The sequence below is a fragment of the Pseudomonas maumuensis genome, assembly GCF_019139675.1.
In the GTDB taxonomy this organism is placed as follows: domain Bacteria; phylum Pseudomonadota; class Gammaproteobacteria; order Pseudomonadales; family Pseudomonadaceae; genus Aquipseudomonas; species Aquipseudomonas maumuensis.
On sequence record NZ_CP077077.1, the window covers coordinates 3,794,696 to 3,820,821 of the forward strand.

General features: G+C 66.0%; 21 protein-coding genes. 9 read left to right on the forward strand and 12 right to left on the reverse strand.

Translation table 11 applies throughout. The annotated features are described in order from the left end of the window. Positions 1–116: 116 nt before the first annotated feature. The 3 genes from glgB to KSS90_RS16920 form a co-directional block, all read right to left on the reverse strand. Positions 117–2,327, reverse strand: a complete 2,211-nt coding sequence (gene glgB / locus KSS90_RS16910; protein WP_217866502.1) for a 1,4-alpha-glucan branching protein GlgB — start codon at positions 2,325–2,327, stop codon at positions 117–119. Beyond that, positions 2,328–5,645: a maltose alpha-D-glucosyltransferase gene (gene treS, locus KSS90_RS16915; protein ID WP_217866503.1), complete on the reverse strand. Its 3,318-nt coding sequence runs from the start codon at positions 5,643–5,645 to the stop codon at positions 2,328–2,330. A 175-nt stretch (positions 5,646–5,820) separates the two neighbouring features. Next, positions 5,821–7,839, reverse strand: coding sequence for an alpha-1,4-glucan--maltose-1-phosphate maltosyltransferase (locus KSS90_RS16920; RefSeq protein ID WP_217866504.1), 2,019 nt, complete (start codon positions 7,837–7,839; stop codon positions 5,821–5,823). Between the two features lie 139 nt (positions 7,840–7,978). Here KSS90_RS16920 and KSS90_RS16925 point away from each other — a divergent pair, with 139 nt between their 5' ends. Both KSS90_RS16925 and KSS90_RS16930 read left to right on the forward strand, forming a co-directional pair. Beyond that, positions 7,979–8,140, forward strand: a complete 162-nt coding sequence (locus tag KSS90_RS16925; RefSeq protein ID WP_217866505.1) for a hypothetical protein — start codon at positions 7,979–7,981, stop codon at positions 8,138–8,140. Between the two features lie 162 nt (positions 8,141–8,302). Continuing rightward, positions 8,303–8,563 carry an acyl carrier protein gene (locus KSS90_RS16930; protein ID WP_217866506.1) on the forward strand — a complete coding sequence of 87 codons (261 nt, stop codon included), beginning with the start codon at positions 8,303–8,305 and terminating at the stop codon, positions 8,561–8,563. Here the strand turns inward: KSS90_RS16930 and KSS90_RS16935 are convergent. Next, positions 8,538–10,208 carry an AMP-binding protein gene (locus KSS90_RS16935; protein WP_217866507.1) on the reverse strand — a complete coding sequence of 557 codons (1,671 nt, stop codon included), beginning with the start codon at positions 10,206–10,208 and terminating at the stop codon, positions 8,538–8,540. The two genes, KSS90_RS16930 and KSS90_RS16935, sit on opposite strands and share 26 nt — an antisense overlap. Positions 10,209–10,489: 281 nt before the next feature. On the opposite strand from KSS90_RS16935, the gene KSS90_RS16940 reads away from it, so the two are divergent. The 4 genes from KSS90_RS16940 to KSS90_RS16955 are packed head-to-tail and all read left to right on the forward strand — an operon-like array spanning position 10,490 to position 16,045. Beyond that, the gene (locus KSS90_RS16940) at positions 10,490–11,653 is read left to right on the forward strand and encodes an isovaleryl-CoA dehydrogenase (protein ID WP_217866508.1); all 1,164 of its coding nucleotides are present in this window, start codon (positions 10,490–10,492) and stop codon (positions 11,651–11,653) included. 19 nt (positions 11,654–11,672) lie between these two features. Then, positions 11,673–13,280: a carboxyl transferase domain-containing protein gene (locus KSS90_RS16945; RefSeq protein ID WP_217866509.1), complete on the forward strand. Its 1,608-nt coding sequence runs from the start codon at positions 11,673–11,675 to the stop codon at positions 13,278–13,280. A 3-nt stretch (positions 13,281–13,283) separates the two neighbouring features. Then, complete coding sequence (locus tag KSS90_RS16950; protein ID WP_217866510.1) at positions 13,284–14,093, forward strand: gamma-carboxygeranoyl-CoA hydratase; 810 nt, start codon at positions 13,284–13,286, stop codon at positions 14,091–14,093. Continuing rightward, a complete protein-coding gene (locus KSS90_RS16955) occupies positions 14,090–16,045 on the forward strand; it encodes an acetyl-CoA carboxylase biotin carboxylase subunit (RefSeq protein WP_217866511.1) in 1,956 nt (651 codons plus the stop codon). Before KSS90_RS16950 ends, KSS90_RS16955 begins: the two co-directional genes overlap by 4 nt. Positions 16,046–16,399: 354 nt before the next feature. On the opposite strand, the gene KSS90_RS16960 is transcribed toward KSS90_RS16955, so the two are convergent. After that, positions 16,400–17,056, reverse strand: a complete 657-nt coding sequence (locus KSS90_RS16960) for a LexA family protein (protein WP_217869816.1) — start codon at positions 17,054–17,056, stop codon at positions 16,400–16,402. Positions 17,057–17,185: 129 nt separating this feature from the next. On the opposite strand from KSS90_RS16960, the gene KSS90_RS16965 reads away from it, so the two are divergent. The 3 genes from KSS90_RS16965 to KSS90_RS16975 all read left to right on the forward strand — a co-directional run bounded on the left by KSS90_RS16965 (position 17,186) and on the right by KSS90_RS16975 (position 19,699). Then, on the forward strand, positions 17,186–17,500 hold the full coding sequence (locus KSS90_RS16965) for a DUF6124 family protein (RefSeq protein ID WP_217866512.1): 315 nt from the start codon (positions 17,186–17,188) through the stop codon (positions 17,498–17,500). Between the two features lie 431 nt (positions 17,501–17,931). Next, the gene (locus KSS90_RS16970) at positions 17,932–18,447 is read left to right on the forward strand and encodes a DUF4880 domain-containing protein (RefSeq protein WP_094010749.1); all 516 of its coding nucleotides are present in this window, start codon (positions 17,932–17,934) and stop codon (positions 18,445–18,447) included. 103 nt (positions 18,448–18,550) lie between these two features. Continuing rightward, complete coding sequence (locus KSS90_RS16975; protein WP_217866513.1) at positions 18,551–19,699, forward strand: M14 family metallopeptidase; 1,149 nt, start codon at positions 18,551–18,553, stop codon at positions 19,697–19,699. Positions 19,700–19,712: 13 nt separating this feature from the next. Here the strand turns inward: KSS90_RS16975 and KSS90_RS16980 are convergent, their stop codons facing one another. The 7 genes from KSS90_RS16980 to KSS90_RS17010 all read right to left on the reverse strand — a co-directional run bounded on the left by KSS90_RS16980 (position 19,713) and on the right by KSS90_RS17010 (position 26,034). Beyond that, complete coding sequence (locus KSS90_RS16980) at positions 19,713–20,681, reverse strand: Csu type fimbrial protein (protein WP_217866514.1); 969 nt, start codon at positions 20,679–20,681, stop codon at positions 19,713–19,715. Beyond that, positions 20,678–23,011: a fimbria/pilus outer membrane usher protein gene (locus KSS90_RS16985; RefSeq protein WP_217869817.1), complete on the reverse strand. Its 2,334-nt coding sequence runs from the start codon at positions 23,009–23,011 to the stop codon at positions 20,678–20,680. The genes KSS90_RS16980 and KSS90_RS16985 overlap by 4 nt, the downstream gene beginning before the upstream one ends. A 68-nt stretch (positions 23,012–23,079) precedes the next feature. Further along, positions 23,080–23,856 carry a fimbrial biogenesis chaperone gene (locus tag KSS90_RS16990; protein ID WP_217866515.1) on the reverse strand — a complete coding sequence of 259 codons (777 nt, stop codon included), beginning with the start codon at positions 23,854–23,856 and terminating at the stop codon, positions 23,080–23,082. A 34-nt stretch (positions 23,857–23,890) separates the two neighbouring features. Next, positions 23,891–24,352 (reverse strand): Csu type fimbrial protein, encoded by a 462-nt coding sequence (locus KSS90_RS16995; RefSeq protein ID WP_225933195.1) that lies wholly within the window; start codon positions 24,350–24,352, stop codon positions 23,891–23,893. A gap of 45 nt (positions 24,353–24,397) precedes the next feature. Next, positions 24,398–24,931: a Csu type fimbrial protein gene (locus KSS90_RS17000; protein WP_217866517.1), complete on the reverse strand. Its 534-nt coding sequence runs from the start codon at positions 24,929–24,931 to the stop codon at positions 24,398–24,400. A gap of 17 nt (positions 24,932–24,948) precedes the next feature. Then, positions 24,949–25,482, reverse strand: coding sequence for a Csu type fimbrial protein (locus KSS90_RS17005; RefSeq protein ID WP_217869818.1), 534 nt, complete (start codon positions 25,480–25,482; stop codon positions 24,949–24,951). 24 nt (positions 25,483–25,506) lie between these two features. Beyond that, a complete protein-coding gene (locus KSS90_RS17010) occupies positions 25,507–26,034 on the reverse strand; it encodes a Csu type fimbrial protein (RefSeq protein WP_217866518.1) in 528 nt (175 codons plus the stop codon). Between the last annotated feature and the right edge of the window lie 92 nt (positions 26,035–26,126).

Genomic DNA, 26,126 nt, shown 5'->3' on the forward strand with positions numbered 1-26,126 from the left:
ACCTACGACAGCGGCCAGCCGTTCACGCACGTTTACCCGAATAGATCCACGAACGGCACGTGACATGCGACCTTACTGGCCCTTCACCGAGGGTCTCGGCAGAGGGCCAATGCGCTTCAGGCCGGCTTCATCACCAACACCCCCAGCGGCGGCAAGTTCAACGCCAGCGACAACGGCTGGCCATGGCTGGCGACCTCATTGGCCACCACTGCCCCGAGATTGCCGACATTCGACCCGGCATACAGCTCGGCGTCGCTGTTGAGCAGCTCCACCCAGTGCTCGCCGAACGGCACGCCGATACGGTAGCCCTCGCGCGGCACCGGGGTGAAGTTGGCCACCACCAGCAGCGGCTCGCCCTCGCTGCTCCAGCGCAACCAGGCATACACACTGTTGTGCGCGTCGTCGCCGATCAGCCACTGGAAGCCCTGGGGTTGGCAGTCCTGCTCATGCAGCGCGGGCAGGTCGCGGTACAGGCGGTTGAGGTCGGCCACCAGCTTCTGCACGCCCTGGTGCTCGGAGTACTGCAGCAGGTACCAGTCCAGCTGCTGGTCGTGGTTCCACTCGCGCCACTGGCCGAACTCGCAGCCCATGAACAGCAGTTTCTTGCCTGGGTGGGTCCACATGAACGCCAAATAGGCGCGCAGGTTGGCGAACTTCTGCCAGCGGTCGCCGGGCATCTTGTCGATCAGCGAATGCTTGCCGTGGACCACCTCGTCGTGGGAGATGGGCAGGATGAAATGCTCGGAGTAGGCGTAGATCAGCCCGAAGCTCATCTCGTTATGGTGGAAGGTGCGGTGTACCGGGTCGTTCTGGATGTAGTGCAGGGTGTCGTGCATCCAGCCCATGTTCCACTTGTAGGCGAAGCCTAGCCCGCCCTGCTGCACCGGCTGGCTGACGCCGGGCCAGGCGGTGGATTCCTCGGCGATGATCAGCGCGCCCGGCGCCTCGACGGCGGCAACGCTGTTGAGGTGGCGGATGAAGTCGATGGCCTCGAGGTTCTCGCGCCCGCCGTGGCGGTTGGGCACCCATTCGCCGGCCTTGCGCGAATAGTCGCGGTAGAGCATCGAGGCCACCGCGTCCACGCGCAGGCCGTCGATATGGAAGTGCTTGAGCCAGTGCAGCGCCGAGGCCAGCATGAAACCACGCACCTCGTTACGCCCGAGGTTGTAGATCAGCGTGTTCCAGTCCTGGTGAAAGCCTTCCAGCGGGTTGTCGTATTCGTACAGGGCGGTGCCGTCGAAGCGCGCCAGGCCATGCTCGTCGGTGGGGAAATGCGCCGGCACCCAGTCGAGGATCACGCCGATGCCGCCCTGGTGGCAGGCGTCGACGAAGAAGGCGAAATCCTCGGCGCTGCCATAGCGCGAGGTCGGCGCGAACAGCGACAGCGGCTGGTAGCCCCAGGAGCCGCCGAAGGGGTGCTCCATGATCGGCATCAGCTCGATATGGGTAAAGCCCAGTTCCTGCACATAAGGCACCAGGCGCTCGGCCAGTTCACGCCAGTTGTAGTAGCGGGCTACCTCGCCGGCGTCGTCCAGCTCGCAGCGCCAGGAGCCGGCGTGCAGCTCGTAGATCGACAGCGGCGCACTGTAGGCGTGGCGCTGGGCCCGGTGTTCCAGCCACTGACCATCGCGCCATTCGTGGGCCAGGGCGCCGGCCACCTTGGAGGCGGTGCTCGGCGGTAATTCGGTAGCGCGCGCCAGGGGGTCGGCTTTGAGCGGCAGCACACCGTCGTGGCCGAGCACCTCGAACTTGTAGGTCTCACCCACGCCGAGCCGGGGCACGAACAACTCCCACACCCCGGCGCCATGACGTAGGCGCATGGGGTGGCGACGGCCATCCCAGTTGTTGAAGTCGCCCACCACCGATACCCGCCGGGCGTTGGGCGCCCAGACCGAAAAGCACACGCCCTCGACGCCGTCGACCGCGGTAGGCTGCGCGCCAAAGCGTCCGGACAGGTCGCGGTGGTTGCCCTCGGCGAACAGGTACATGTCCATCTCGCCCAACTGCGGGCCGAAGCTGTAGGGATCCTCGGTGACCTGCTCGCCACCGGCCCAGCCGATCTGCAGGAGGTAGGGATGCGCCTGCTCCAGGTGCGCGGTAAAGAGCCCGGGCACACCACCCTGGCGCATCTCGGCGAGCTCGCGGTGGTCGTCGCGCGCCAGCACGCGCACGCTCCACGCGCTGGGCAGGAAGGCGCGAATGAACTGGCCGCCCGCACCATCGGGGTGCGGGCCGAGTACGGCGAACGGGTCGGCGTGCTCGGCGCGGGCCAGGGCATCGAGGTCCCGTTGCCGAAGGCCGCCGTTGTCACGCGTGGTTGCATTCATCTATGACTCTCCCCAGGTACTGATCAGTCCATGCAGGCCATGCAAAGGCACGGCCAGCCAACTTGGCCGGTTCTCGGCTTCATAGGTAATTTCGTAGGCGGCCTTCTCCAGGCAGAACAGCTCCAGCGCGGCGCGCTCGCCCTCGGCCTGTTGCCAGGCGTGGGGCATGGCGGCGGTGGCCAACCCATAGGCTTCGACGAAGGCATGGCGCGACTGGTGCAGGTACTGCCGGGCGACTCGCTGCCGGGCCTGGCGCGCCGCCTCGGAGAGGTCTACCGCCGAGGCGCTGCGCAGGATCATCGCAGCAGCATAGTCGAAGGAACGCAGCACACCGCTGACATCCTTGTACGGGCTGTGCTTGGCCCGGCGTTCGTCCAGTGGCCGCGCCGGCTCGCCCTCGAAATCGATCAGGTAGGCGTCGCCCTGCACCACCAGCACCTGGCCCAGGTGCAGGTCGCCGTGTACCCGCATCAGCAGCCCGCCATGGGCCTGGCGGGCGAGGCTGTCGACATGCTGTCGCAGGCCTGCGCGCTGTTGCTGCAGGTCGTCGACCAGAGCCTGGCTGTCGCTGTCCAGGCTGTCACGGTGCTGGGCGAGCAGATCGAGGGCATGGCTCAGTTCGGCGCTGATCTGGTGGCTCCAACGCTCGCTGTCGCGGGCATCGCTCGGGCGTGAACGGAACGCTTCGTCGTCGCTCGGCGCGGCCAGCAGCAGGTGCATTTCGCCCAGGCGCTGGCCGAGCAAGGCGGCAAAACCGGTCAGCTCGGCCAGGGCATCGGTGTGCGCCTCCTGCTCAACGCTGGCGGGCTCCATCTGGTCGCGGATCGCCCGTTCCAGGGTGTTCTGCGTCCAGTCCCAGGCGTCGCCCTGGTTGCTCAGGTAGCCCTGGGCGATCATCAGCAGGTGCGGCTGCTCGCTGTCGTCCACGCGGCTGACCCAGGCCAGCAACGGGGAGATATTGGCAAAGCCGGCGGCTGTCAGATAGGCGCTCATCTCCAGCTCCGGGTGGATGCCCGGATTGACCCGCCGGATCAACTTGAGCACCAGGCTGCCACCGACCACCACCGAGCTGTTGGACTGCTCGGCGCTCAGGTAGCGCACCTCGCTGTGCTCATCGAGCTGCAGCGCGGCCAACTGCTCGGTGCTGTGGAAGTGCAACTCGCCCAGGCCTTCGCCACAGGCCAGTCGCAGGCCGTCCTGGCAGCTCTGGAGCACGGCGCGAATGAAGGGTTCGAGCACGAAGGCGTCGGTGATCAACCCCACCTGACGGCCACGGCGTACCCGCGACAGCGCCAGCTGCTGGGGCAGCGCGGCGTTGATCTGTTCTTCCGGGAGCAGGCCGAACGGCAGCTGGTAATGGGTGACCACGCCCTCGCTATGCACCTCCAGCTCGCCAAGCAGCACCGGCAACGCCGGGGTGGCCATGCGCACGCCATAGCGCAGGCGGACCTGATCGATCGGCCCTTCCTTGCCGGCGAACCAGCGGCGCTTGGGCAGGTACTGCGGCAGGATCGCGTCCTGCAACGTCTCGCGCGCCGGTGCTTCGAGCAGTTCTTCCATGCGCTTGCGCAGCACCAGGGTGGTCAGCTCGGGCAAGCCTTCGCTGGGCTGGATGTGCCAGCTGGGCATGCGGTCGTGGCTGGCCAGCAGGAACCAGTAGAAGCCGTAGGGCGGCAACGTCAGCAGGAACGGCAGTTGGCCGATGGGCGGGAAGGCGCTACCGCCAAGCATCTCCACCGGCACCTTGTCGGCGTACTGCGACAGCTCCAGCTCGGCGGCCTGGGCGGCCCGCGAGACGTTGGCCACGCACAGCACGATCTCGACGTTGCCCTCGGCATCGGTGTATTCGCGGATATAGGCCAGCACCCGCCGGTTGCTCGGCGTGAGCATCTTCAGGCTGCCGCGGCCGAAGGCCTTCTGCTGCTTGCGCACCGCCAGCAGCCGGCGATTCCAGTTGAGCAGCGAATGCGGGTCGTGGGCCTGGGCCTCGACGTTGATCGTCTGGTAGCCGTACAGCGGGTCCATGATCGGCGGCAGCACCAGGCGCTGGGGGTCGGCGCGAGAGAAGCCGCCATTGCGGTCCGGCGACCACTGCATGGGAGTGCGCACGCCATCGCGGTCGCCCAGGTAGATGTTGTCGCCCATGCCCAGTTCGTCGCCGTAGTACAGCGTTGGCGTGCCGGGCATCGACAGCAGCAGGCTGGTGAGCAGCTCGATACGCCGCCGGTCGCGCTGCAGCAGCGGCGCCAGGCGCCGGCGAATCCCCAGGTTGATGCGGGCGCGGCGGTCCTCGGCGTAGTAGTTCCACAGGTAGTCGCGCTCGCGGTCGGTGACCATCTCCAGGGTCAGCTCATCGTGGTTGCGCAGGAAGATCGCCCACTGGCAGTTGGCCGGGATCTCCGGGGTCTGGCGCAGGATGTCGGTGATCGGGAAGCGGTCTTCCATGGCCAGGGCCATGTACATGCGCGGCATCAGCGGGAAGTGGAAGGCCATGTGGCATTCGTCGCCGTCGCCCTCGCCGAAGTACGGGCGGGTGTCCTCGGGCCACTGGTTGGCCTCGGCCAGGAGCATGCGGTCGGGGTAGTTGGCGTCGATTTCGGCGCGGATCGCCTTGAGCACCACATGGGTCTCGGGGAGGTTCTCGTTGTTGGTGCCGTCGCGCTCGATCAGGTAGGGGATGGCGTCCAGGCGCAGGCCGTCGACGCCGATGTCGAGCCAGAAGCGCATCACCCCGATCACTGCCTTGAGCACTTGCGGGTTGTCGAAGTTGAGGTCCGGCTGGTGCGAGTAGAAGCGGTGCCAGAAGTATTGACCGGCCACCGGGTCCCAGGTCCAGTTGGATTTCTCGGTGTCGAGGAAGATGATCCGCGTGCCGTCGTACTTCTGGTCATCGTCCGACCACACGTAGAAGTCCCGGGCCTTGCTGCCACGCTTGGCATGCCGGGCGCGCTGGAACCAGGGGTGCTGGTCGGAGGTGTGGTTGATGACCAGCTCGGTGATCACCCGCAGGCCACGCTTGTGCGCCTCGGCGATGAAGCGCCTGGCGTCGGCCATGCTGCCGTAGTCCGGATGCACGGCTTTGTACTCGGCGATGTCGTAGCCGTCGTCGCGCCGTGGCGAGGGGTAGAACGGCAGCAACCAGAGGGTGTTGACGCCCAGTTCGGCGATGTAGTCGAGCTTGCCGATCAGGCCTGCGAAATCGCCGATGCCGTCGTTGTTCGCGTCGAAGAACGATTTCACGTGCAGTTGGTAGATCACCGCGTCCTTGTACCACAGCGGATCGTCGATGAAGGCTGCCGGGCGGGAACGCTTGGCCATTGGGGACTCCTTTCAGTGCTGCGGGACCGTGTCGCCTGGACGGGGGCTGCTGCGCAGCCCATCGCTGCGGTTCGTCGCCACGACAAGCCAGCTCCCACAGGTCATGTGCAAATTTCACTGCCAGCGCCGCCCCCTGTGGGAGCCGGCTTGCCGGCGATGGCCGCAAAGCGGCCCTTCATGTAGCCCTTTCGATGCGCCAGATACCGAACGGCTGGTGCCACGGCTCGATGCGCATCCACTGGGTCTTGCCATGCCAGGTCCAGCGTTGGCCGTTCATCAGATCCTCGCCCTGGGTGTCGGCGCTGTCGTCCAGCCCCAGCTCCCATAGCGGCAACTCGAAGCTGGCCTCCTGGGCGTTGTGCGGGTCGAGGCTGATGGCCACGAGAATGAAGTTGTCGCGCTCGGGGGTGCGCTTGGCGAAGTAGAGAATGTTGTCGTTCCAACAGTTGAGGAACACCACCCCCAGGTGGGTCTGCAGGGCGCGGTTCTGCCGGCGGATGCGGTTGAGCTGGGCGATCTCGGCAACGATGTTGCCGGGCTGGGTGAAGTCCCGGGGGCGGATTTCGTATTTCTCCGAGTCCAGGTACTCCTCCTTGCCCGGCAACGGCGTGCCTTCGCACAGCTCGAAGCCCGAGTACATGCCCCACAATCCCGAACCCATGGTCGCCAGCGCCGCACGGATCAGAAAGCCCGCCCGCCCGGAGGTCTGCAGGAAGTACGGGTTGATATCCGGCGTGTTGACGAAGAAGTTAGGCCGGTAGCACTGGCTCCAGGGCGGCTGGTTGAGCTCTTCGAAGTAGTCGCGCAGCTCTTGCTTGCTGTTGCGCCAGGTGAAGTAGGTGTAGCTCTGCGCGTAGCCGACCTTACCCAGGCGCGCCATCATCGCCGGGCGGGTGAAGGCCTCGGCGAGGAAGATCACCTCGGGGTGCTGGCTGCGCACATTGGCGATCAGCCATTGCCAGAACGGCAGCGGCTTGGTGTGCGGGTTGTCGACGCGGAAGGTCTTCACCCCCTCCTCGACCCAGCCGACCACCACGTCGCGTAGTGCCAGCCACAGGCTCGGCACCGCCTCGGGGGCGTAGAAGTCGACGTTGACGATGTCCTGGTATTTCTTCGGCGGGTTTTCCGCATAGCGGATGGTGCCGTCGGGGCGCCAGCTGAACCAACCGGGGTGCTCCTTGAGCCAGGGGTGATCCTGGGAGCACTGGATGGCGAAGTCCAGAGCGATCTCCAGGCCGTGCTCGGCGGCAGCGGCGACCAGCCGGCGGAAGTCCTCGCGGCTGCCCAGCTGCGGGTGGATGGCGTCGTGCCCACCTTCGGGGCTGCCGATGGCGTAGGGGCTGCCGGGATCGCCGGGCTCGGCCTGCAAGGCGTTGTTGCGGCCCTTGCGGTGCTTCATGCCGATGGGGTGAATGGGCGGGAAGTACAGCACGTCGAAGCCCATGTCGCGGATCATCGGCAGGCGTTGGTGTACGTCGTCGAAAGTGCCATGGCGTTCGGGGTCGTCGGTGACCGAACGCGGAAACAGCTCGTACCAGCTGGCGAACTGGGCCGCCTCGCGGTCCACGTCCAGCGGGAGTTCGCCGCTGCGGGTCAGGTAGCTGCGATGCTCCGCCTCCCCCATCAGGCGTGCGGCGTCGGGGTGCAGCAACGCTTTCACCTGTTCATCCACCGGCAACCCCGGCAAGCGCTGCTGCAACTGCGCCAGTTGCTCGCGCAGCAAGCCGTCGCTGCGCTCGATGCCCTTGCCCAGCAGCAAGCGGCCCTCCTCCAGCTCCAGCTTGACCTCCACGCCGGCGGCGTACTTCTTCTCCAGGTCGTGGCAGTAGGTGGCCCAGGGGTCGATCCAGGCCTCGATGCTGAACAGGTGCAGCCCCAGTTCGGTGGGCGTGAACTCGGCCAGCCACAGGTCGTTGCCCGGTGAGTGCATGGCCACGCAGTGCCAGCGCCGACTGTGGGCCTGGCGCCAATGCAGAGTCACCGCCAGGCGGTCGTGGCCGTCGGTGTAGACCTTGGCGCCCACCCCGACCGAGTGTCCACGCACGGCCTTGGCGGCAAAGGTACCGCCGTCGAGCACCGGGCTTGCGTCCTCGATCACGATACGCGGCGCCAGCAGCGCCTGGGACAGGCTGATCGCCTGGTCCGGATGATCGCCCGCCATGGGCACGCTTTCGAACGGCTCGTTACCAGACATCGACCTTGCTCCCCTGGGCTGGTGGCGGTAAGGGTTCAGAGCCGTGGTCGGGCGCAGGGGTTCAAAAAAAATGAGCGCGCGGTGCAGACCTGGGTCAAAGCCTGCGACACCCCTTCATTCATCCCACGAGGCCAGGCCCATGAACATTCCCATTCCACCGGAGACACCCGACCCGAACATCGACGACCCAAGCTTGCCGCCGCCGGTGCCCGAGCAGGAGCCGGACGAACTGCCGATCAAGCCGACCGTGCCGCCGACCGTGGGCGACCCGCCGAGCCAGGAGCCGCCGGTGAAAGCTTGAGGATAGACAAGGCTGCGCAAATCTGACCGTCTTGGCCGGCCTCGTCGCGGGGCCGGCATATACAGCACAAACCTGGCTCAACCGCACCTGACATTTCTACCAGTAGCACCTGCCCGCAAAGCCACGTACAGAGAAGACTCACTCTCTGACGATCCTTCCGGCATGCACTCACGCCTCTACATCGCCTTCCACGTGCAATGGATCCTCGCAAGCTTCCTGGAACAGAGCCTGCACCGGATCCGCCCCGACATCACCCTGGACGAGCTGGGCGCCGACAGCTTCGACCTGGTGGAGCTGCAGGCGATCATGGAGGAAACCTTCGGCATCTTCATCGCCGAGCCCCTGCGGGCCTACGTCACCTTCGCCGAACTGGTCGAACTGATCTACAAGACCATGGCTAACCCCCCAGCTCCTCCACACTGATCTCGCGCATGCGAAACTTCTGCACCTTCCCTGTCACCGTCATCGGGAATTCTTCGACAAAGCGGAAATGCCGCGGTGTCTTGAAATGCGCCAGTCGCGCCTTGCACCACTGCTGCAGTTCCTCCGCCGTGGCACTGTGCCCAGGGTGCAGGCGAATCCACGCAACCACCTCCTCGCCGTACTTGCTGCACGGAATCCCCACTATCTGTGCCTCGGCCACCGCCGGGTGGGTATGGAAGAACTCCTCCAGCTCGCGCGGATAGATGTTCTCGCCGCCACGAATGATCATGTCCTTGTTGCGCCCGACGATACGGACATAGCCCTCCTCGTCCATCACCGCCAGGTCGCCGCTGTGCATCCAGCCGGCCGGGTCGATGGCGTCATGGGTGGCCTGCAGGTTGTCCCAGTAGCCGAGCATCACGCTGTAGCCGCGGGTACAGAGTTCACCGATCTCGCCCCGTGGGACGATGCGCCCGTCGGCGTCCACCAGCTTGGTCTCCAGGTGCGGCTGGGTACGGCCCACGGTGGTCACGCGCAGTTCCAGGCCATCGTCGGGGCCGGTCTGCAACGACACCGGGCTGGTCTCGGTCATGCCGTAGGCGATCTGCACTTCGGCCATGTGCATCTGGTCGATCACCTTGCGCATCACCTCGATCGGGCAGGTGGCGCCGGCCATGATGCCGCTGCGCAGGCTGGAAAGGTCCATGGCCTGGCGTGACGGATGGTCGAGCATGGCGATGAACATGGTCGGCACGCCATAGAGGATGCTGGCACGCTCCTCGGCCACGGCGCGCAGGGTCAGCTCCGGGTCGAAGGCATCGTTGGGGTAGACCATGGTGCTGCCGTGGGTGATGCAGCCGAGGTTGGCCATGACCATGCCGAAGCAGTGGTACAGCGGCACCGGGATCACCATACGGTCGCGCTCGGTCAGGCCCAGGCTCTGGCCGACCATATAGCCGTTGTTGAGGATGTTGTAGTGGCTCAGGGTCGCGCCCTTGGGCGCGCCTGTGGTGCCAGAGGTGTACTGAATGTTCACCGGTTGATCGAACTGCAGGCCGGCCTGGCGGGCCACATACTCGGCCTCGCTCACCTGCCCTGCCCACCCGGCCAGCGCGGCCCAGGGCAGGAAGCCCGAAGGCGGCTCGGCGGCCAGGCTGATCACCCCGCGCAGGTCGGGCAGGCGTTCGCTGGCCAGCTCGCCCAACCCATGGCTGGCCAGTTCAGGCACCAGTTCCTGCACCATCGCGTGGTAGTCGGAGGTCTTGAAGGCACCGGCGCACACCAGCCAGCGGCAGCCGGACTGGCGCAGCACGTATTCCAGCTCACCCACCCGGTAGGCTGGGTTGATGTTGACCAGAATCGCACCGACCTTGGCGGTGGCCAGCTGCAGGATGCACCACTGGGCGCAGTTGGGCGCCCAGATACCGACCCGCTCGCCCCCCGCCACCCCAAGCGCCATCAGCGCCCGAGCCTGCACATCGACCTCGGCGGCCAACTCGCGCCAGTTGTAGCGCAGGCCCTGGTGGCGCACCACCAACGCCTCGCGCTCGCCGTGGCGGGCGACGGTGGCATCGAAGGCCTGGCCGATGGTCAGGGTCAGCAAGGGGTGGTCCTGTCGGCCGCGGGTATAGCTTGGTTGAGGCATGGTGATCCCTTCTTGTGGTTGTTCTGGGCATGACTGAAGCAGGCGGCAAATACTCTGGCGCAGATTTACGTTTACGTAAAGGTGATGATCCGATTGACAGCCCCTGAAGCCAGGTTTACGTTAACGTCAACCACGAGCACCGACCCTGTGGGAGCGGGCTTGCCCGCGATGAGGCCGGACCAGACAACATCGCTGGCCGTTCTGACGGGCATCGCGGGCAAGCCCGCTCCCACAGGGTCGGTGCAGTACCTCGAATTTCAAGAACAACAAGGTGCCCCGATATGCATTACCCCAGCCTGAACTTCGCCCTGGGCGAGACCATCGACATGCTCCGCGACCAGGTGCGCACCTTCGTTGCCGCCGAACTGGCGCCGCGAGCCGCGCAGATCGACCACGACAACCTGTTCCCTGCCGACATGTGGCGCAAGTTCGGCGACATGGGCCTGCTGGGCATCACCGTGCCGGAGGAATATGGCGGCGCCGGCCTGGGCTACCTGGCCCACGTGGTGTCGATGGAAGAAATCAGCCGGGGTTCGGCGTCGGTGGCCCTGTCCTACGGCGCCCACTCCAACCTGTGCGTCAACCAGATCAACCGCAACGGCACTCACGAGCAGAAACTCAAGTACCTGCCCAAGCTGATCAGCGGCGAGCACATCGGCGCCCTGGCCATGAGCGAGCCCAACGCCGGCTCCGACGTGGTGTCGATGAAACTGCGCGCCGAAAAACGCGGCGACCACTATGTGCTCAACGGCAGCAAGACCTGGATCACCAACGGCCCCGACGCCAACACCTACGTGATCTACGCCAAGACCGACCTGGACAAGGGCCCCCACGGCATCACCGCGTTCATCGTCGAGCGCGACTGGAAAGGCTTCAGCCGCAGCAACAAGTTCGACAAGCTCGGCATGCGCGGCTCCAACACCTGCGAGCTGTTCTTCGATGACGTCGAAGTGCCGCAAGAAAACATCCTCGGCCAGCTCAACGGCGGCGTGCGCGTGCTGATGAGCGGCCTGGACTACGAGCGCGTGGTGCTGTCAGGCGGCCCGACCGGCATCATGCAGAGCTGCATGGACTTGGTCGTCCCCTACATCCACGACCGCAAGCAGTTCGGCCAGAGCATCGGCGAGTTCCAGCTGATCCAGGGCAAGATCGCCGACATGTACACCCAGCTCAATGCCAGCCGCGCCTACCTGTACGCCGTGGCCCAGGCCTGCGACCGTGCCGAGACCACGCGCAAGGACGCCGCCGGGGTCATCCTCTACACCGCCGAACGCGCCACGCAGATGGCCCTGGAAGCGATCCAGATCCTCGGCGGCAACGGCTACATCAATGAATTCCCGGCTGGCCGCCTGTTGCGCGACGCCAAGCTGTACGAGATTGGCGCCGGCACCAGCGAGATCCGCCGGATGCTGATCGGCCGCGAACTGTTCAACGAAACTCGCTGAGCATAAGGAACGGGCGCACATGGCTACCCTGCACACCCAGATCAACCCGCGTTCGGCGGAATTCGCCGCCAACAGCGCGGCCATGCTCGAACAGGTCCAGGCCCTGCGCGGCCTGCTCGCCCAGGTCAGTCAGGGCGGCGGGCCGAAGGCCCAGGAGCGGCATACCTCGCGGGGCAAGCTGCTGCCTCGCGAGCGTATCGACCGCCTGCTCGACCCGGGCTCGGCGTTCCTAGAGATCGGCCAGCTGGCCGCCCATGAGGTGTACGGCGAAGACGTGCCGGCCGCCGGCGTGATCGCCGGCATCGGCCGCGTCGAAGGCGTGGAATGCATGATCGTGGCCAACGACGCCACGGTCAAAGGCGGCTCCTACTACCCGCTGACCGTGAAGAAACACCTGCGCGCCCAGACCATCGCCCTGCAGAACCGCCTGCCATGCATCTACCTGGTGGACTCCGGCGGCGCCAACCTGCCGCGCCAGGACGAGGTGTTCCCCGACCGCGAGCACTTCGGGCGGATCTTCTTCAACCAGGCCAACATGAGTGCCCTGGGCATCCCGCAGATCGCCGTGGTGATGGGCTCGTGCACCGCCGGTGGTGCCTACGTGCCGGCCATGGCCGACGAAGCGATCATGGTGCGCCAGCAGGCGACCATCTTCCTCGCAGGCCCGCCCCTGGTGAAGGCCGCAACCGGTGAAGTGGTCAGCGCCGAGGACCTCGGCGGCGCCGACGTGCATTGCCGCACCAGCGGCGTGGCCGACCACTATGCCGACAACGACGAGCATGCCCTGGCCATCGCCCGGCGCAGCGTCGCCAACCTCAACTGGCACAAGCAGGGCAAGCTGCAATGCCAGGCGCCGATTGCACCGTTGTATGGCGCAGAAGAGCTGTACGGCGTGGTTCCGGCAGACGCCAAGCAGCCGTTCGACGTGCGTGAGGTGATCGCCCGCCTGGTCGATGGCTCGGTTTTCGATGAGTTCAAGGCGCTGTTCGGCACCACCCTGGTGTGCGGCTTCGCCCACCTGCACGGCTACCCGGTGGCAATCCTGGCCAACAACGGCATCCTCTTCGCCGAAGCCGCGCAAAAAGGCGCGCACTTCATCGAACTGGCCTGCCAGCGCGGCATCCCGCTGCTGTTCCTGCAGAACATCACCGGCTTCATGGTCGGCAAGAAGTACGAGGAAGGCGGCATCGCCAAGCACGGCGCCAAACTGGTGACCGCGGTGGCCTGCGCCCAGGTGCCGAAGTTCACGGTGATCATCGGCGGCAGCTTCGGCGCCGGCAACTACGGCATGTGCGGCCGCGCCTACGACCCGCGCTTCCTGTGGATGTGGCCCAACGCGCGCATCGGCGTGATGGGCGCCGAGCAGGCCGCTGGCGTGCTGGCCCAGGTCAAGCGCGAGCAGAGCGAACGCAGTGGCGAAACCTTTAGCGCCGACGACGAGAAGAAGCTCAAGCAGCCGATCCTCGACCAGTACGAGCGCCAGGGCCACCCCTACTACTCCAGCGCCCGGCTGTGGGACGACGGTGTCATCGACCCGGCGCAGACCCGCGACGTGCTCGGCCTGGCGTTGTCCGCCGCGCTGAACGCCCCGATCGAACAGAGCCGCTTCGGCATTTTCCGGATGTGACCCATGAGCGAATTCGCCACCCTTGAACTGGTCAAGGACCCTCGCGGCTTCGCCACCCTGTGGCTGAGCCGGGAAGAAAAGAACAACGCGTTCAACGCGCAGATGATCCGCGAGCTGATCGTCGCCATCGACCAGCTGGCCGAGGACGCCAGCCTGCGCTTCGTGGTGTTGCGCGGCCGTGGCCGGCACTTCAGCGCCGGCGCCGACCTTGCCTGGATGCAGCAGTCGGCGCAGCTGGACTTCAACACCAACCTGGACGACGCCCATGAGCTGGGCGAGCTGATGTACGCCCTGCACCGCCTCAAGGCGCCGACCCTGGCCGTGGTCCAGGGCGCGGCCTTTGGCGGCGCGCTGGGGCTGATCAGTTGCTGCGACATGGCCATCGGTGCCGAAGACGCGCAGCTGTGCCTGTCGGAGGTGCGCATCGGCCTGGCGCCGGCGGTGATCAGCCCGTTCGTGGTCAAGGCCATCGGCGAGCGCGCCGCCCGCCGCTACGCCCTCACCGCCGAGCGTTTCAGCGGCGTGCGCGCCCGCGACCTGGGCCTGCTCGCCGAGGTGTACCCGGCCGCCGAACTGGACACCCAGGTCGAGGCCTGGGTCGACAACCTGCTGCAGAACAGCCCGCAGGCGCTGCGCGCCACCAAGGACCTGCTGCGCGAAGTGGATGACGGCGAGCTGAGCCCGGCCCTGCGCCGCTACTGCGAGAACACCATCGCCCGCATCCGCGTCAGCGCCGAAGGCCAGGAGGGCCTGCGCGCCTTCCTGGAAAAACGCCGCCCTGCCTGGCAAGACAACAAGGAACCGCGCCCATGAGCCGACCCACGCTGACCACCCTGCTGGTCGCCAACCGCGGCGAGATCGCCTGCCGGGTGATGCGCACCGCCAAGGCCATGGGCCTGACCACCGTGGCCGTGCACAGCGCCACCGACCGCGACGCGCGCCACAGCCGCGAGGCCGATATCCGCGTCGACCTCGGCGGCAGCAAGGCCGCCGACAGCTACCTGGTGATCGACAAGCTGCTCGCCGCCGCCAAGGCCAGCGGCGCCCAGGCCATCCACCCGGGCTATGGCTTCCTCTCGGAGAACGCCGGTTTTGCCCGCGCCATCGAACAAGCCGGGCTGATCTTCCTTGGCCCACCGGCCAGCGCCATCGATGCCATGGGCAGCAAGTCGGCGGCCAAGGCGCTGATGGAGGCCGCCGGGGTGCCGTTGGTACCGGGCTACCATGGTGAAGCCCAGGACCTGGAGACCTTCCGCGCCGCCGCCGAGCGCATCGGCTACCCGGTGCTGCTCAAGGCCAGCGCCGGCGGTGGCGGCAAGGGCATGAAGGTGGTCGAGGAGGAAAGCCAGCTGGCCGACGCCCTCGCCTCGGCGCAACGTGAAGCGCAGTCGTCGTTCGGCGATGCGCGGATGTTGGTCGAGAAGTACGTGCTCAAGCCGCGCCATGTGGAGATCCAGGTATTCGCCGACCAGCACGGCCACTGCCTGTACCTCAACGAGCGTGACTGCTCGATCCAGCGCCGCCACCAGAAAGTAGTCGAGGAAGCCCCGGCGCCGGGCCTCTCCCCCGCTCTGCGCCAGGCCATGGGCGAGGCCGCGGTGCGTGCCGCCCAAGCTATCGGCTACGTCGGCGCCGGCACCGTGGAATTCCTGCTCGATGCCCGTGGCGAGTTCTTCTTCATGGAGATGAACACCCGCCTGCAAGTGGAACACCCGGTCACCGAGGCCATCACCGGGCTCGACCTGGTGGCCTGGCAGATCCGCGTGGCCTGCGGCGAGCCGCTGCCTCTGACTCAAGAGCAGGTGCCGCTGATCGGCCATGCCATCGAGGTGCGGCTGTACGCGGAGGATCCGGCCAACGAATTCCTGCCGGCCACCGGCACCCTGGGGCTGTACCGCGAGTCGGCGCCGGGCGAAGGCCGCCGGGTGGACAGCGGCGTCAGCGAGGGCGACGTGGTATCGCCGTTCTACGACCCGATGCTGGGCAAGCTGATCGCCTGGGGCCAGGACCGCGAACAGGCGCGCCTGCGACTGCTGGCGATGCTCGATGAGTTCGCCATTGGCGGATTGAAGACCAACATTGCCTTCCTGCGCCGCATCCTGGCGCACCCAGCGTTTGCCGAGGCGGAGCTGGACACTGGCTTCATCCCGCGCCATCAGGACGTGCTGCTGCCCCCGCCACAAGCGCTGCCGGTGCAATTCTGGGAGGCCGCCGCCGAAGCCTGGCTGCAAAGTGAGCCAGCGCAACTGCGCCAGGACGACCCTACCTCGCCCTGGACCTTGCGCGATGGCCTGCGCCCGGGGCTGCCGGCACGCAGCAGCCTGCACCTGCAATGCGACGGAGATGAGCAGGCGGTGGCGCTGGAGCGTAGTGCGCCTTCGACTTATCGCCTGGAGGGTGAGCAACTGTGCCACGACCAGGGCGGCCTGCGCCGTCGTTACCTGGCGGTTCGCCGGGGCGGCACGCTGTACTTGCAGTGGCAGGGCGAGTTGCACGCCGTCAGTGCCCACGATCCGATCGCTGCGGCCGAAGCCAGCCACAGCCACCAGGGCGGGCTGGGGGCGCCGATGAACGGCAGTATCGTGCGGGTGCTGGTGGAGCCGGGGCAGGTGGTCGAGGCCGGCACCGCGCTGGTGGTGCTGGAGGCGATGAAGATGGAGCACAGCATCCGGGCGCCCCATGATGGGACGGTGAAGGCGCTGTTCTGTCAGGAGGGCGATATGGTCAGCGAGGGGACAGTGCTGGTCGAGCTGGAGGAGGCGTAACGGCGGCAATGTGTTCGCCGAAAGGGTTGTTTCGCCTATGAAATCGAGCGCCGCCCGCGCGGCGCATCGCTGGCAAGCCAGCTCCCACATCTGTTTCGGGCCAATCAATCCTGTGAGGTTATCACTGTCCGCCTTGGCGCTTGTCTTGAGACAGGTGGGGCGCCAGTGGCGCCCAAGCTGAAACCGCGTCGTACCCACAAGGCGTACAGCCGCGGCGGCGCAGGCATAACTGGCCCGAAACAGATGTGGGAGCTGGCTTGCCAGCGATGCGCCGCGCGGGCGGCGCTCGATCTAGAGAGCGCTGCAAGACCCCCGCCTGGCACCTCGCAACCTCAACACGGTCTACGCGCGAACCTAGAGCACCCCGTGCATTCGCACCACAACACCAAGAAACTCGCACCCCTCCTCGCACAACACCGTCGGATACAAGGTATTGAGCGGCCTGAGCATGCGCTGCCCACCCTCCTCGATCAACTCACGCAGCACCGCCGGCTTACCGGGCTGCCGCGCCACCACCAGCCTGCCCGGCGTCACCTCGATCCCCGCATCCAACAACACCCGCATACCCTGCGGCACGCTCCTGCCGCTGGCGGCATTCATCGAATCATTCTCGACCGGCAGCCAGAACGCATTGCCCGCGGGCATGTAGTCGGTCAACTCGTGGATTTCACAGGATTGCGGCAAAGGCCCGTCCAGGTCGGCCCAGCTCAGCACTGGAAAGCGAAAGCTGGCATGGCGCAAGGCATTGACCGAAAGCGGTCGCTCTGCGGCGTAGGCGCCCCTGGTCTCGCGAACCGTGGCGTCACGCTCGACCACCATTACCCGCGCTTCGAGGTACACCAGCCCAAGCTTTTCCAGCTTCTCGTTGACCGTTGCAAGGGTGGGCCTGCGCGTGCCACGCAGCCAATGTCCGACACCGCCTTGGGTCATCCCCAGACGCTCGGCCAATTGATGCTGCTTGAGGTTGTGCTCGCGCTGGTAGCGCGACAGAAATTCGATCCAGTTTTCCATGGCTGTGAACGATACGGACTGGATGAACGGCATCAATACACATCCTGAATTATCTCAGAATGAAAAAATAATACAAATTGACCTAACATCAATGCTCATTGTCCTCGAAGGGATTTCATAGGAGCAGTCATGAGCAAAGTGACAAAAGAAGAAACAGATCTCGACGAAGAAGCCGCTCGTCGCGCCCTCGATTTCTACCTCAACCCTACCCCCACGCCCCGCGACCTGGAGCGTTCGCTGTGGACCTTGCGCGAAGGCATCGACAACGCCGAGGCCAGCGAGCACGCCATGGCCCTGCTGCGCTGCGCCTCGGCCACGGCACAGGAAACCGGCAACCATCTGCAGGGCACGACACGAGAAGTGGTGTTTGCGCTGATGCACATGATCAACATGGCCCGCGCCCTGCTGGAGCAGTGCCACGCCACGGAAAAGGCATCGATCTGAAGGGAGAACGTGATAGCCGACGAACGGCAAAAGCCCCGATTGCCGGGGACGAGGAGTGCGTCAGGAATATTTTTTTAGCCAATCGCTGAAAAATCATTTGACTGGCAAATGATAACGATTATTATTGCACTCAGCAGGTCGCGAGACCCGCTGGATAACCTGCAACGTCCTCAGGTCGGACGCTCAGATTATCTCCTCATCAGGCTAATCACGGTTTTTGACCCGGCTTTTTGCCGGGTCATTTTTTTTGGCTCTTCAGGCTAATGAAGATCGTTTAATGGCCGCGATGATAGCAAAAGTGTGTCAGCACGTGAATGCTCATTACAAATCTTTGCGGAATCAGCACTTGAGAATCAATCTCGTTTAGCCTAAGCTGGCTCCGCATCAAGGAAGATGCCCCCACCCCTTTCCTTATGAGCAAGGAGCTGTCCATGACCCGCCTGCTGCTGCCTCTCGAGCACGACCCGCGCCCTGCCGAACTGCACGCTGAAGACGCGCTGCTGCATGCACTCAAGCGCCTGCCGCGCCGGGTCCAGCAAGTCTTCCTGCTCAACCGCCTCGACCAGCAGGGCTTCGCCGCCATCGCCGAGCGCCTGGACCTGCCACTGATCAGCATCGAGCGCCACATGAACCAGGCCCTGCAGACCGCCCGCGCGCCCGGCGACGCGCTGGCCAGCATCGCCGGCCAATGGTACGTGCGCCTGCAAAGCCCGCAGGTGACCGCCAGCGAACGCATCGATTTCCGCCGCTGGCTGGATGCCGACCCCGACCACCTGCGCGCCTTCCACGAAACCGAACTGCGCTGGCGCAGCCTGCTCGCCCCGGCGCGGCAATTGGGCCATGACGGCTGGTACCGGCAAGGGCGCGCGGCGCTGTCGCTTGGTGGCTGTTCGATTGCCGTCGGGCTTGGTGTTGCTGCGCTTGTGGCGCTGGGGCTGCTGACCTGATTCACAGGGGTGGACTGATCCACGACTGCGTCAATTAACCTGCGCACCCGCACCACCAGGCGGTGTAGAGTACGGTCACAACAACGCCAACAGGAGGCTGGCAATGACCGTGACGCTCTCCCCGCTGCACATCGACTGCGATTTCGACTCCGGCAACATCCTGGTCCTGGACGCCAGCGACCCTGCCCACGTCCACCTGAACATCCGCAAGGACAGCCACAGCGACCACTTCCAATGGTTCCATTTCAAGGCCAGCGGCCTGACCCCGGGCCAGGTTCATCGCTTCAGCCTGGATAACGCCCACCAGTCCTCCTACAAGAACGCCTGGACCGGCTATCACGCCGTGGCCTCGTACGACCAGCAGACCTGGTTCCGCGTGCCCAGCCAGTTCGACGGCAAGGCCCTGAGCTTCGACTTCAAGGCCGAACAGCCACAAGCCTGGTTCGCCTACTTCGAGCCCTACCCCCGCGCCCGCCACAACCAGCTGATCGAGCGCGCCAAGCATATCCCCGGCGTCGAGCTGCTGGCCAGCGGGCGCAGCGTGCAAGGCCGGGATATCCCGCTGCTGCGCGCAGGCGACGGCGCGACCGGCAAGCGCAAGCTGTGGATCATCGCCCAGCAGCACCCGGGCGAGCACATGGCCGAGTGGTTCATGGAAGGTGTGATCGACGCCCTCGAAGCCAACGGCCCGGTCATCCAGCAACTGCTGGCCAAGGCCGACCTGTACCTGATCCCCAACATGAACCCGGATGGTGCCTTCCTCGGCCACCTGCGCACCAACTTCAAGGGCAAGGATCTCAACCGCGCCTGGCAGGACGCCAGCGTCGAACTGAGCCCCGAGGTGTTCTTCGCCCAGAGCCAGATGAAGCTGCATGGCGTGGACGCGTTCATCGATGCCCATGGCGACGAGGAGATCCCCCATGTGTTCACCGCGGCCTGCGAGGGCAACCCAGGCTACACGCCGCGCATCGCCGAGCTGGAAGAGCAGTTCCGCAGCACCCTGTGCAGCCTGACCCCAGACTTCCAGACCAAGTACGGCTACACCCGCGACGAGCCGGGCCAGGCCAACATGACCCTGGCCTGCAATGCCGTGGGCCAGGCCCATGATTGCCTGGCGCTGACCTTGGAGATGCCGTTCAAGGACCACGACGATGCGCCGAACCCGCAGACCGGCTGGTCGGGTGAGCGCTCCAAGGCGCTGGCCGGGGCGGTGCTTGAGACGTTGCTGAAGATGGTCGGCGATCTGCGCTGAACAACGCCGTCACTCAAAACTGCACATCCAGAATCACGCTGTCGGTATAGGTCGCCGCCGGCGGCGTGGCCTGGTCGGTGTAGACCTTGGCGTTGTAGTTGAACACCTGGCTGCCCGTGCCGGTCCCGGCCCCGGGGTTCACCTCGGCATCGCTGCTCGACCGCCGCGCCGCGCCCACCGAGCCCCAGCGCACCACGCCGGCACTCTTGAAGATGTCGTAGGCCAGGTAGTTGTTGGCAGTGGACTTCATCCGCCGCCGCCCGCCCGACACATTCTGTCCGTCGTCCAGCCCCACCGTGTAGTTGCTGCCCTTGGTGCATGACACGCTCAGGCTCTGGTTCACCGTGCCGAACCCGGCCACCACCGGTGCGCTGGCGAAGCTGATATTGGGCGTGGTGATCTGACAGTCGTTGCTTACCGTCAGGCTGACGTTCAGGGTCTTGCTGCCACTGCCGATATCTCGCCCCAGGCAGATATTGCCGATGCCGATGCCCGAGCAGTAGTTCCAGCTCCAGGCGACGGTCAGCGTCTCCTGGTACAAGCCCGCGGCGACGTTGCTGCCGATCTGGGTGCGCAGGTAGATCGGTACCGCCTTGGGCGTAGGACCATTGAGCAGGCCGAGCAGGTCGAGGATGCCATTGCGGGCAAAGTCGAAGGCAACGCCCCGGGTGATCGGGTAATTGACGCTGTTGTCGGCGTACAGGGTGTAGTTGATGACATCGCCGGTCGGGCCGACCAGGCCACCGGAGGCGGGCGTAATGGTTGCGTAGAAGTGGTCATTGCTGGACAGCAGGCTGAGCAGCGAGCCGGTGCATTGCAAGCCGGAATTGCTGCTCGAAGCGGCCTGCACGGTGGTACGTACCAGCGTCGAGTTGACGGTGCCGAACGCCGCCGGCGTGGTGGCCACCGACGAACACAGCGCCCAGGCCGGGCATGGCGCCAGCAACAGGCCAAACAGCAGGCCGTACCGTCGAACATTCACTGGCACACCAGCGGACCGATCAACGGGATCGGCCCCTCCCCTTCAGGCAGGTCGAACGCCACCTGGCACTGCCCGCCGTCGGCCTTGTCCACCAGCAGGCGATTGTGCGGCGCCAGGTTTTCCAGGTAGACCAGCCCATCCCAGCCCACCACCGCCTCGCTGCCGCTTTCGACGTGGCGTACCCGGCTGCCCAGCTTGAGCTCCTGCTGATTGCCGTCGACCAGCACCAGGCTCGCCGCCAGCACACGCTTGAGCGGGAACTCCAGCAGATAGCCACTGCCACGACGCACCGCTACACGCTGCTCCACTTGCGGCGCCAGCACATCGGCAGGCAGGTCCATGGGGTCGATCTCGTATTTGCCGCGGTAGTAACCGCTGCTGTAGGGCACCAGCAAGTGGCCGTTGCGGTCGGTGCGGCCGATCTGCTGGTTCTCGTAGCGCACCGGCACGTCGGCGTAGCCGCTGGTGCTGACCACCACAAAGGCGTCGTCGATGCGGTTGGCGGCGAACAGCCCCGCATCCATCAGCACCAGCGAACCGCTGGCGTCGGCCCAGCGGGTCATCTCGCCGCTGCTGCCGTAGGCGCCCACCTGCAGCTGCACCGACTGCAGGCGCCAGGTCAGGTCGGCCTGGCGGTAGTCGTCACGGTTGCCGCCGGTGGCGTAGCCCAGGTTGTAGCCCACACCACCGCCCACCGGCACCGCCTGGCTGTAGTTGACCCGCTGCAGGTCCTGGCCGTCCTTGCTGCGCTCGGCGCTGAAGGCCAGGGTGCCGCGCAGGTCGAAGGGGATCACCAGTTGCGCCTGCACCGCCCACTGGCTGTCACCAACCTCACGGTTGGCCGACAGGTACAGGCTGCTGTTACGCCACAGCGGCTTGCTCCAGCTGAGGTTGATCAGCCGCGTGCGCGTGCCGTCACCAGCGCGCACATCGAAGTAGCCGGCACCTAGACTGCCGTAACTGTCCAGGTTCAGGCTCAGGGTCGCCTGCTCGCTGCGCTGGCTGAGGCGCGTGTAAGGGCTGTCGACCCGCGAGAGGTCGGCGTAATCGCCATGGCGCTGCACACGCTGGTAGTTGAAGCCGATGCGCCGGCTGTTGTACTGGTAGCCCAGCGCCAGCTGCTGGCCTGTATCGCCTTCGAAGCGGCTCTGGGTCACGGCCGCGTTGAGCACGCCGAAGGTTGCCAGACGCAGGTTGCCACCCAGGCCGCCGAGCATCAGCGACTCGGCGCTCTCGGCATGGGTTTCAATGGTGAAGTAGTCGGATACACCATGGCGCAGGGTCGCCGAGGCCACACCCGGGCCATAGGCGAAATCGCGCACGGCGTAGTCGCGGCGCAGGCTGCCGGCGGCCACCGAGAAGTCCGACAGGCCCTTGGCCAACAGGCTGCTGGTGACATAGAACGGCAAGGTGGTCGACACCTGCCGGCCCAGGGCATCGGTGGTGACCACCACCGCTTCGCCGGCGCCGTTGATGAACGGCACGTTGGTCAGGGTGTAGGGGCCGGGTTGCAATTCGGTACTGCTGCTCTTGTAGCCGTTGATGAACAGGTCCAGCGAGGTCGGCACGGCGGCTTCGCCGGCAAAGGCCGGCAGCGGATAAGTGACCAGGTCGGGACGGGCGCCGAAGTCGCGGGACAGTTGCAGGCCGCCCACGCGCACCGAAGTGGTCCAGGGCAGCGCGCCGGTCACCAGGTCGCCGGCCTCATAGGTCAGCAGGCGCTGCTCGTCGGTGTAGCGGAACGTGGTGTCGTAGCGCAGGAAGCCCTGGCGGCCCTGGGCCTGGGCGCCATTGAACGACTGGCGCCACTGCCCGGTGGTGGAGAAGGTGCCCCAGTCGTCGAACAGACGCAGTTCGTTCCAGGCGGCCAGGTAACTGCCGCCCTCATCGGTGTCGTTGAGGTAGGCGTCGTAGTTGAGCAAGGCGCCGAAGCTGCTGCGCGCATCGCTGGCCGGGTACAGGTTGCGCTCACCGACCTGCTGGTCGGGCAGCCATGCCGGCGGCACCTGCAACAGCAGGCGCTGGTTCTGGCTGTCGTAATCACTGTGCAGGCCGGAGATGTCGTCCAGGGCCACCTCGCCCTGAGGTGTACCCGGCAGCCTGACACCCGCCTCGCGCAACACCTCGCTGGCCAGATACAGCCGCCCGGCGCGCTGCTGCACCGGCACCAGCTCAGCCTTGGCCACCTGGTTCACCAGCAGGTCGAGGTACAGCGTGGCGTCGGCGATGGCGGCATGTTCCGAGGGCGGCGGCGGCAAGTCGTCGGCCACGCCCAGACCGGGCCCCAGCACCGCCAGGCCCAGCCACAACCGGTGCGTTGCCACCCGCACCCAGCTCACACACGATTTCCAACCATTGCCGGGTCCTCCCTGGCCCCTGAGATCCGTTCAAGCGTGGGTCATTGCCCCTGTTTGATGGCCTGCGCCACCTCCTGGCCGTTGACCCGCCCTTTCAGCACGCTGGCAGCACCCGGCGTGGCCGGTGCCGGCCAGCGCATGCTGGCGCCGGGCAGCACGTAACCGAGCAGCCCTTCGACCAATGGCCGATCCTGCCCAGCCTGCTGTAGCACCACGTCGGTCAGCCGCGCATGCACCGGCCCGGTATTGCGCAGCTCGACATAGGGTTTGCCCTGTACCGTCACCGCGCGCCAGCTCAACTGCGGCTTGCCCACGCCTTCGGCACTGCGCTTGCCCTCCGGGTCGGGCTTGCCCCACAGCCCCTCGCCGTAGACGAACAGTGGTACCGAGTAGCGCATCTGCAGACGGATCGCTGCCTTCGGTCCTTCACTGGCGGCATCGGTCGGCAGCGGTGACGGGATCTCATCGATGATGATGCGGTACGCCTGTTCCTGACCTGCGGGCGAACCACCCGTGCGAGTCAGGCGGATCAGTTGCTTCTGCCCTGGCGCAATGTTGGCCACCGGTGGGCTGCCGATGATCTCGCGCTGGGCCTGGAACTGCTCCTGGTACTCGCCCTGACGCCAGGCGAACACCCGTACCTGCAAGCTGGTCGGCGCCGTGCCGCGATTTTCCAGCCACAGCGCGCCAGCCTTCTGGTCGGCCTCCAGCACCGGGTCGATCGGCCAGATCAGCACCGAGGTGGCCGCGAAGGCCGGTACGCTGGCCAACAGCAGCAGCCCGATGATTCCCCGCGCCCATTTAACGCCTGCCCCCATGCCCCTCTCCTTCTGTTTTATTCGCAGTGGCCTTTCACCAGGTCACCGTCACTTGCACGACATCGGTGTAGGTTCCCGCCGGCAAGGTGCCGGACAGGGTGGTACGGCCATAGACCGGCAGCTTGATCGCGGTCGGATCGCTGTAGCTCACCGCCACGCTGCTACCGATGCCCAGGCTCTGGCTGAAGCCGGCGTCGCGATAAAGCTGGTAGGCCAGCAGTTGCGTGCCCCCCGAACGCTTGAGATTGCGCGTGCCGCTGGCGCTGTTCTGGCCACCGTCCAGGCTCATGCTCAGGGCCACCCCGGGGGTACACTGGAAGGTCACCGTGCTACCGCCGAGCGAGGTGCTCAAAGTGGCCGTGGACAGCGCCGAACTGGTGCCGAAATCGAGCACGCCATAAGCCGTCACACCGCCGACCACCAGGCAGCCGGCGACGATCTGCGCCGTCACCTGGAAGGTACTGGTGGTGACCGCGTGGGCGCCCGGCGACAACATCAGGCACACCCCGACGGCCAGTAGCCGCGCAGTGCCTGGCATGGCTCAGAAACTCAGCTCGACCGCCACCGTGTCGGTGTACACCCCGGCCGGCAGGCCAGCCTTGCCACGGGCCTGGCCGTACAGGTTGACGGTCTGTGCCACGCCGGTGCTGGTCGGCAGGGTGATGGTGCCGTCGATCGCCAGCAGCTGGGTGTGCCCGGCGTCGGTGTAGAAGTCATAGGGCACGAAATTGCCCGAGCCATCGGCCAAGGCCCGGGTCCCCCCGGCGGACTGCGAGTCATGGGCGCCGGCACGCACCTTGATCGTCGGCACCGTGCCTGCCGAGCAGAGAATGCTCATGGCCCCGCCACCACCGCCGAGCACCTGGCCATTGGCGGTGGTGAACAGCGAATCCTGGGTGCCGAAGTTGAGGCTGCCGAAATTCAGCCCGGAGGTGCCGCCGCTGCCATTGACCTGGCAGGCGGCGGTCAGGGTCAGGGTCGAGCTGATGGTGCCGGTCACGGTGGCGGCCTGGGCCTGGGCCACCAAGGCGAGGCCAAGGCCGGTGAGGATGCAGCGGGTGAGGTGCTTGGGCATTGCAATCTCCTTGCGTGTTACCAGTCCAGGGTCACCCTGAGGGTGTCGCGATACAGCCCGGCGGGCAGCGCGCGCGGTTGCGCGACCACCACGCCGTAGATGGGCACGGGTACTTGCTGAGTACTGCTGATGGTGAAGGTACGCGCCTGGCCGATGCCGTAGCGGCTGTTGCCGCTGGGGTCGATGGCCAGCTGGTAGGGAATGAGTTCGCGACCGTTGCTCAGGCGGCGCACGCCGTCGCTGCCATTTTGCCCGCCGTTGATGCGCACGCTGAAGGCACGTACCTGGGGCGAGCAGCTGATCTGCAGGCTGCCCTCGCCGCCGGCCTCGTCGACCCGACTGGTCAGGGGCTGGTCCCACGTCGGCCCGCGCGCGCCGAAGTCCATCAATCCTGGGTTACCCAGGGTGGCCGGTTGCTGGTCGCTGTTGATCTGGCAGGCGGCGCTGATCACCAGGCGCGCCTGGATGAAACCGGTGGTGGTGCCATGGGCCGCGCCACTGGGCAACAGCAGCGGGCCAAGGGTGAGCAGCAGGAGCGAACCACGGTGCAGTGCGTCCATGAGCATGAAGCCTCCCTACCAGGTGACCGTGACTTTGAGCAGATCGGCATACAGGCCGGCGCGGGGCACCCAGGCCAGCTTGTCGATCCGTGCGTAGAGGGGCAGCTCCACCGAGCCGCTGTCCGGCACCCGCGCCGATTGCGCGACGTCCACTGCCAGCGGCTGGCGCCAGGCGGCATCGCGGTACAACCGGTAGGGAATCGGTCGAGCCTGGGCATCGTGGCTTGCCAGGTAGCGCAACTCGCCGACACCGCCGTGCTGGCCGCCATCGACACGCACCTGGTATGGCGTGTCGGGATTGCATTCCAGACGCGGCGGGCGCTGGGCGAGCAACACACCACCCACTGGCGCTCCCGGGCCATCCAGCCGCGCCACGCTGCCCAGGTCGATAAGCCCCAACGCCTGTGGGCCGGCATCGCGCTGCTGATTGATCAGCATGCAGCCACGTTGCACGCGAACCTGCACCTCGACGAGAAAATCCGCCGCCATGGCGTTGCCACTCAACCACAGGCCCAACAGCATGGCCATCCAGCGCTCCGTCACCTGTCGATCCTTCGTCGGTATAGATTGAGTTTGAGCGTAGCAGCGCGGCTGGATGAGAGCCGGGGTAGGCCACCCCTCTTTGGCATTAATGA

What these genes read in the sequence shown, in the direction of transcription:
- glgB (WP_217866502.1), bottom strand. Translation starts at nt 2,327, where the DNA reads ATGAATGCAACCACGCGTGACAACGGCGGCCTTCGGCAACGGGACCTC.
- treS (WP_217866503.1), bottom strand. Translation starts at nt 5,645, where the DNA reads ATGGCCAAGCGTTCCCGCCCGGCAGCCTTCATCGACGATCCGCTGTGG.
- KSS90_RS16920 (WP_217866504.1), bottom strand. Translation starts at nt 7,839, where the DNA reads ATGTCTGGTAACGAGCCGTTCGAAAGCGTGCCCATGGCGGGCGATCAT.
- KSS90_RS16925 (WP_217866505.1), top strand. Translation starts at nt 7,979, where the DNA reads ATGAACATTCCCATTCCACCGGAGACACCCGACCCGAACATCGACGAC.
- KSS90_RS16930 (WP_217866506.1), top strand. Translation starts at nt 8,303, where the DNA reads ATGCACTCACGCCTCTACATCGCCTTCCACGTGCAATGGATCCTCGCA.
- KSS90_RS16935 (WP_217866507.1), bottom strand. Translation starts at nt 10,208, where the DNA reads ATGCCTCAACCAAGCTATACCCGCGGCCGACAGGACCACCCCTTGCTG.
- KSS90_RS16940 (WP_217866508.1), top strand. Translation starts at nt 10,490, where the DNA reads ATGCATTACCCCAGCCTGAACTTCGCCCTGGGCGAGACCATCGACATG.
- KSS90_RS16945 (WP_217866509.1), top strand. Translation starts at nt 11,673, where the DNA reads ATGGCTACCCTGCACACCCAGATCAACCCGCGTTCGGCGGAATTCGCC.
- KSS90_RS16950 (WP_217866510.1), top strand. Translation starts at nt 13,284, where the DNA reads ATGAGCGAATTCGCCACCCTTGAACTGGTCAAGGACCCTCGCGGCTTC.
- KSS90_RS16955 (WP_217866511.1), top strand. Translation starts at nt 14,090, where the DNA reads ATGAGCCGACCCACGCTGACCACCCTGCTGGTCGCCAACCGCGGCGAG.
- KSS90_RS16960 (WP_217869816.1), bottom strand. Translation starts at nt 17,056, where the DNA reads ATGGAAAACTGGATCGAATTTCTGTCGCGCTACCAGCGCGAGCACAAC.
- KSS90_RS16965 (WP_217866512.1), top strand. Translation starts at nt 17,186, where the DNA reads ATGAGCAAAGTGACAAAAGAAGAAACAGATCTCGACGAAGAAGCCGCT.
- KSS90_RS16970 (WP_094010749.1), top strand. Translation starts at nt 17,932, where the DNA reads ATGACCCGCCTGCTGCTGCCTCTCGAGCACGACCCGCGCCCTGCCGAA.
- KSS90_RS16975 (WP_217866513.1), top strand. Translation starts at nt 18,551, where the DNA reads ATGACCGTGACGCTCTCCCCGCTGCACATCGACTGCGATTTCGACTCC.
- KSS90_RS16990 (WP_217866515.1), bottom strand. Translation starts at nt 23,856, where the DNA reads ATGGGGGCAGGCGTTAAATGGGCGCGGGGAATCATCGGGCTGCTGCTG.
- KSS90_RS16995 (WP_225933195.1), bottom strand. Translation starts at nt 24,352, where the DNA reads ATGTTGTCGCCGGGCGCCCACGCGGTCACCACCAGTACCTTCCAGGTG.
- KSS90_RS17000 (WP_217866517.1), bottom strand. Translation starts at nt 24,931, where the DNA reads ATGCCCAAGCACCTCACCCGCTGCATCCTCACCGGCCTTGGCCTCGCC.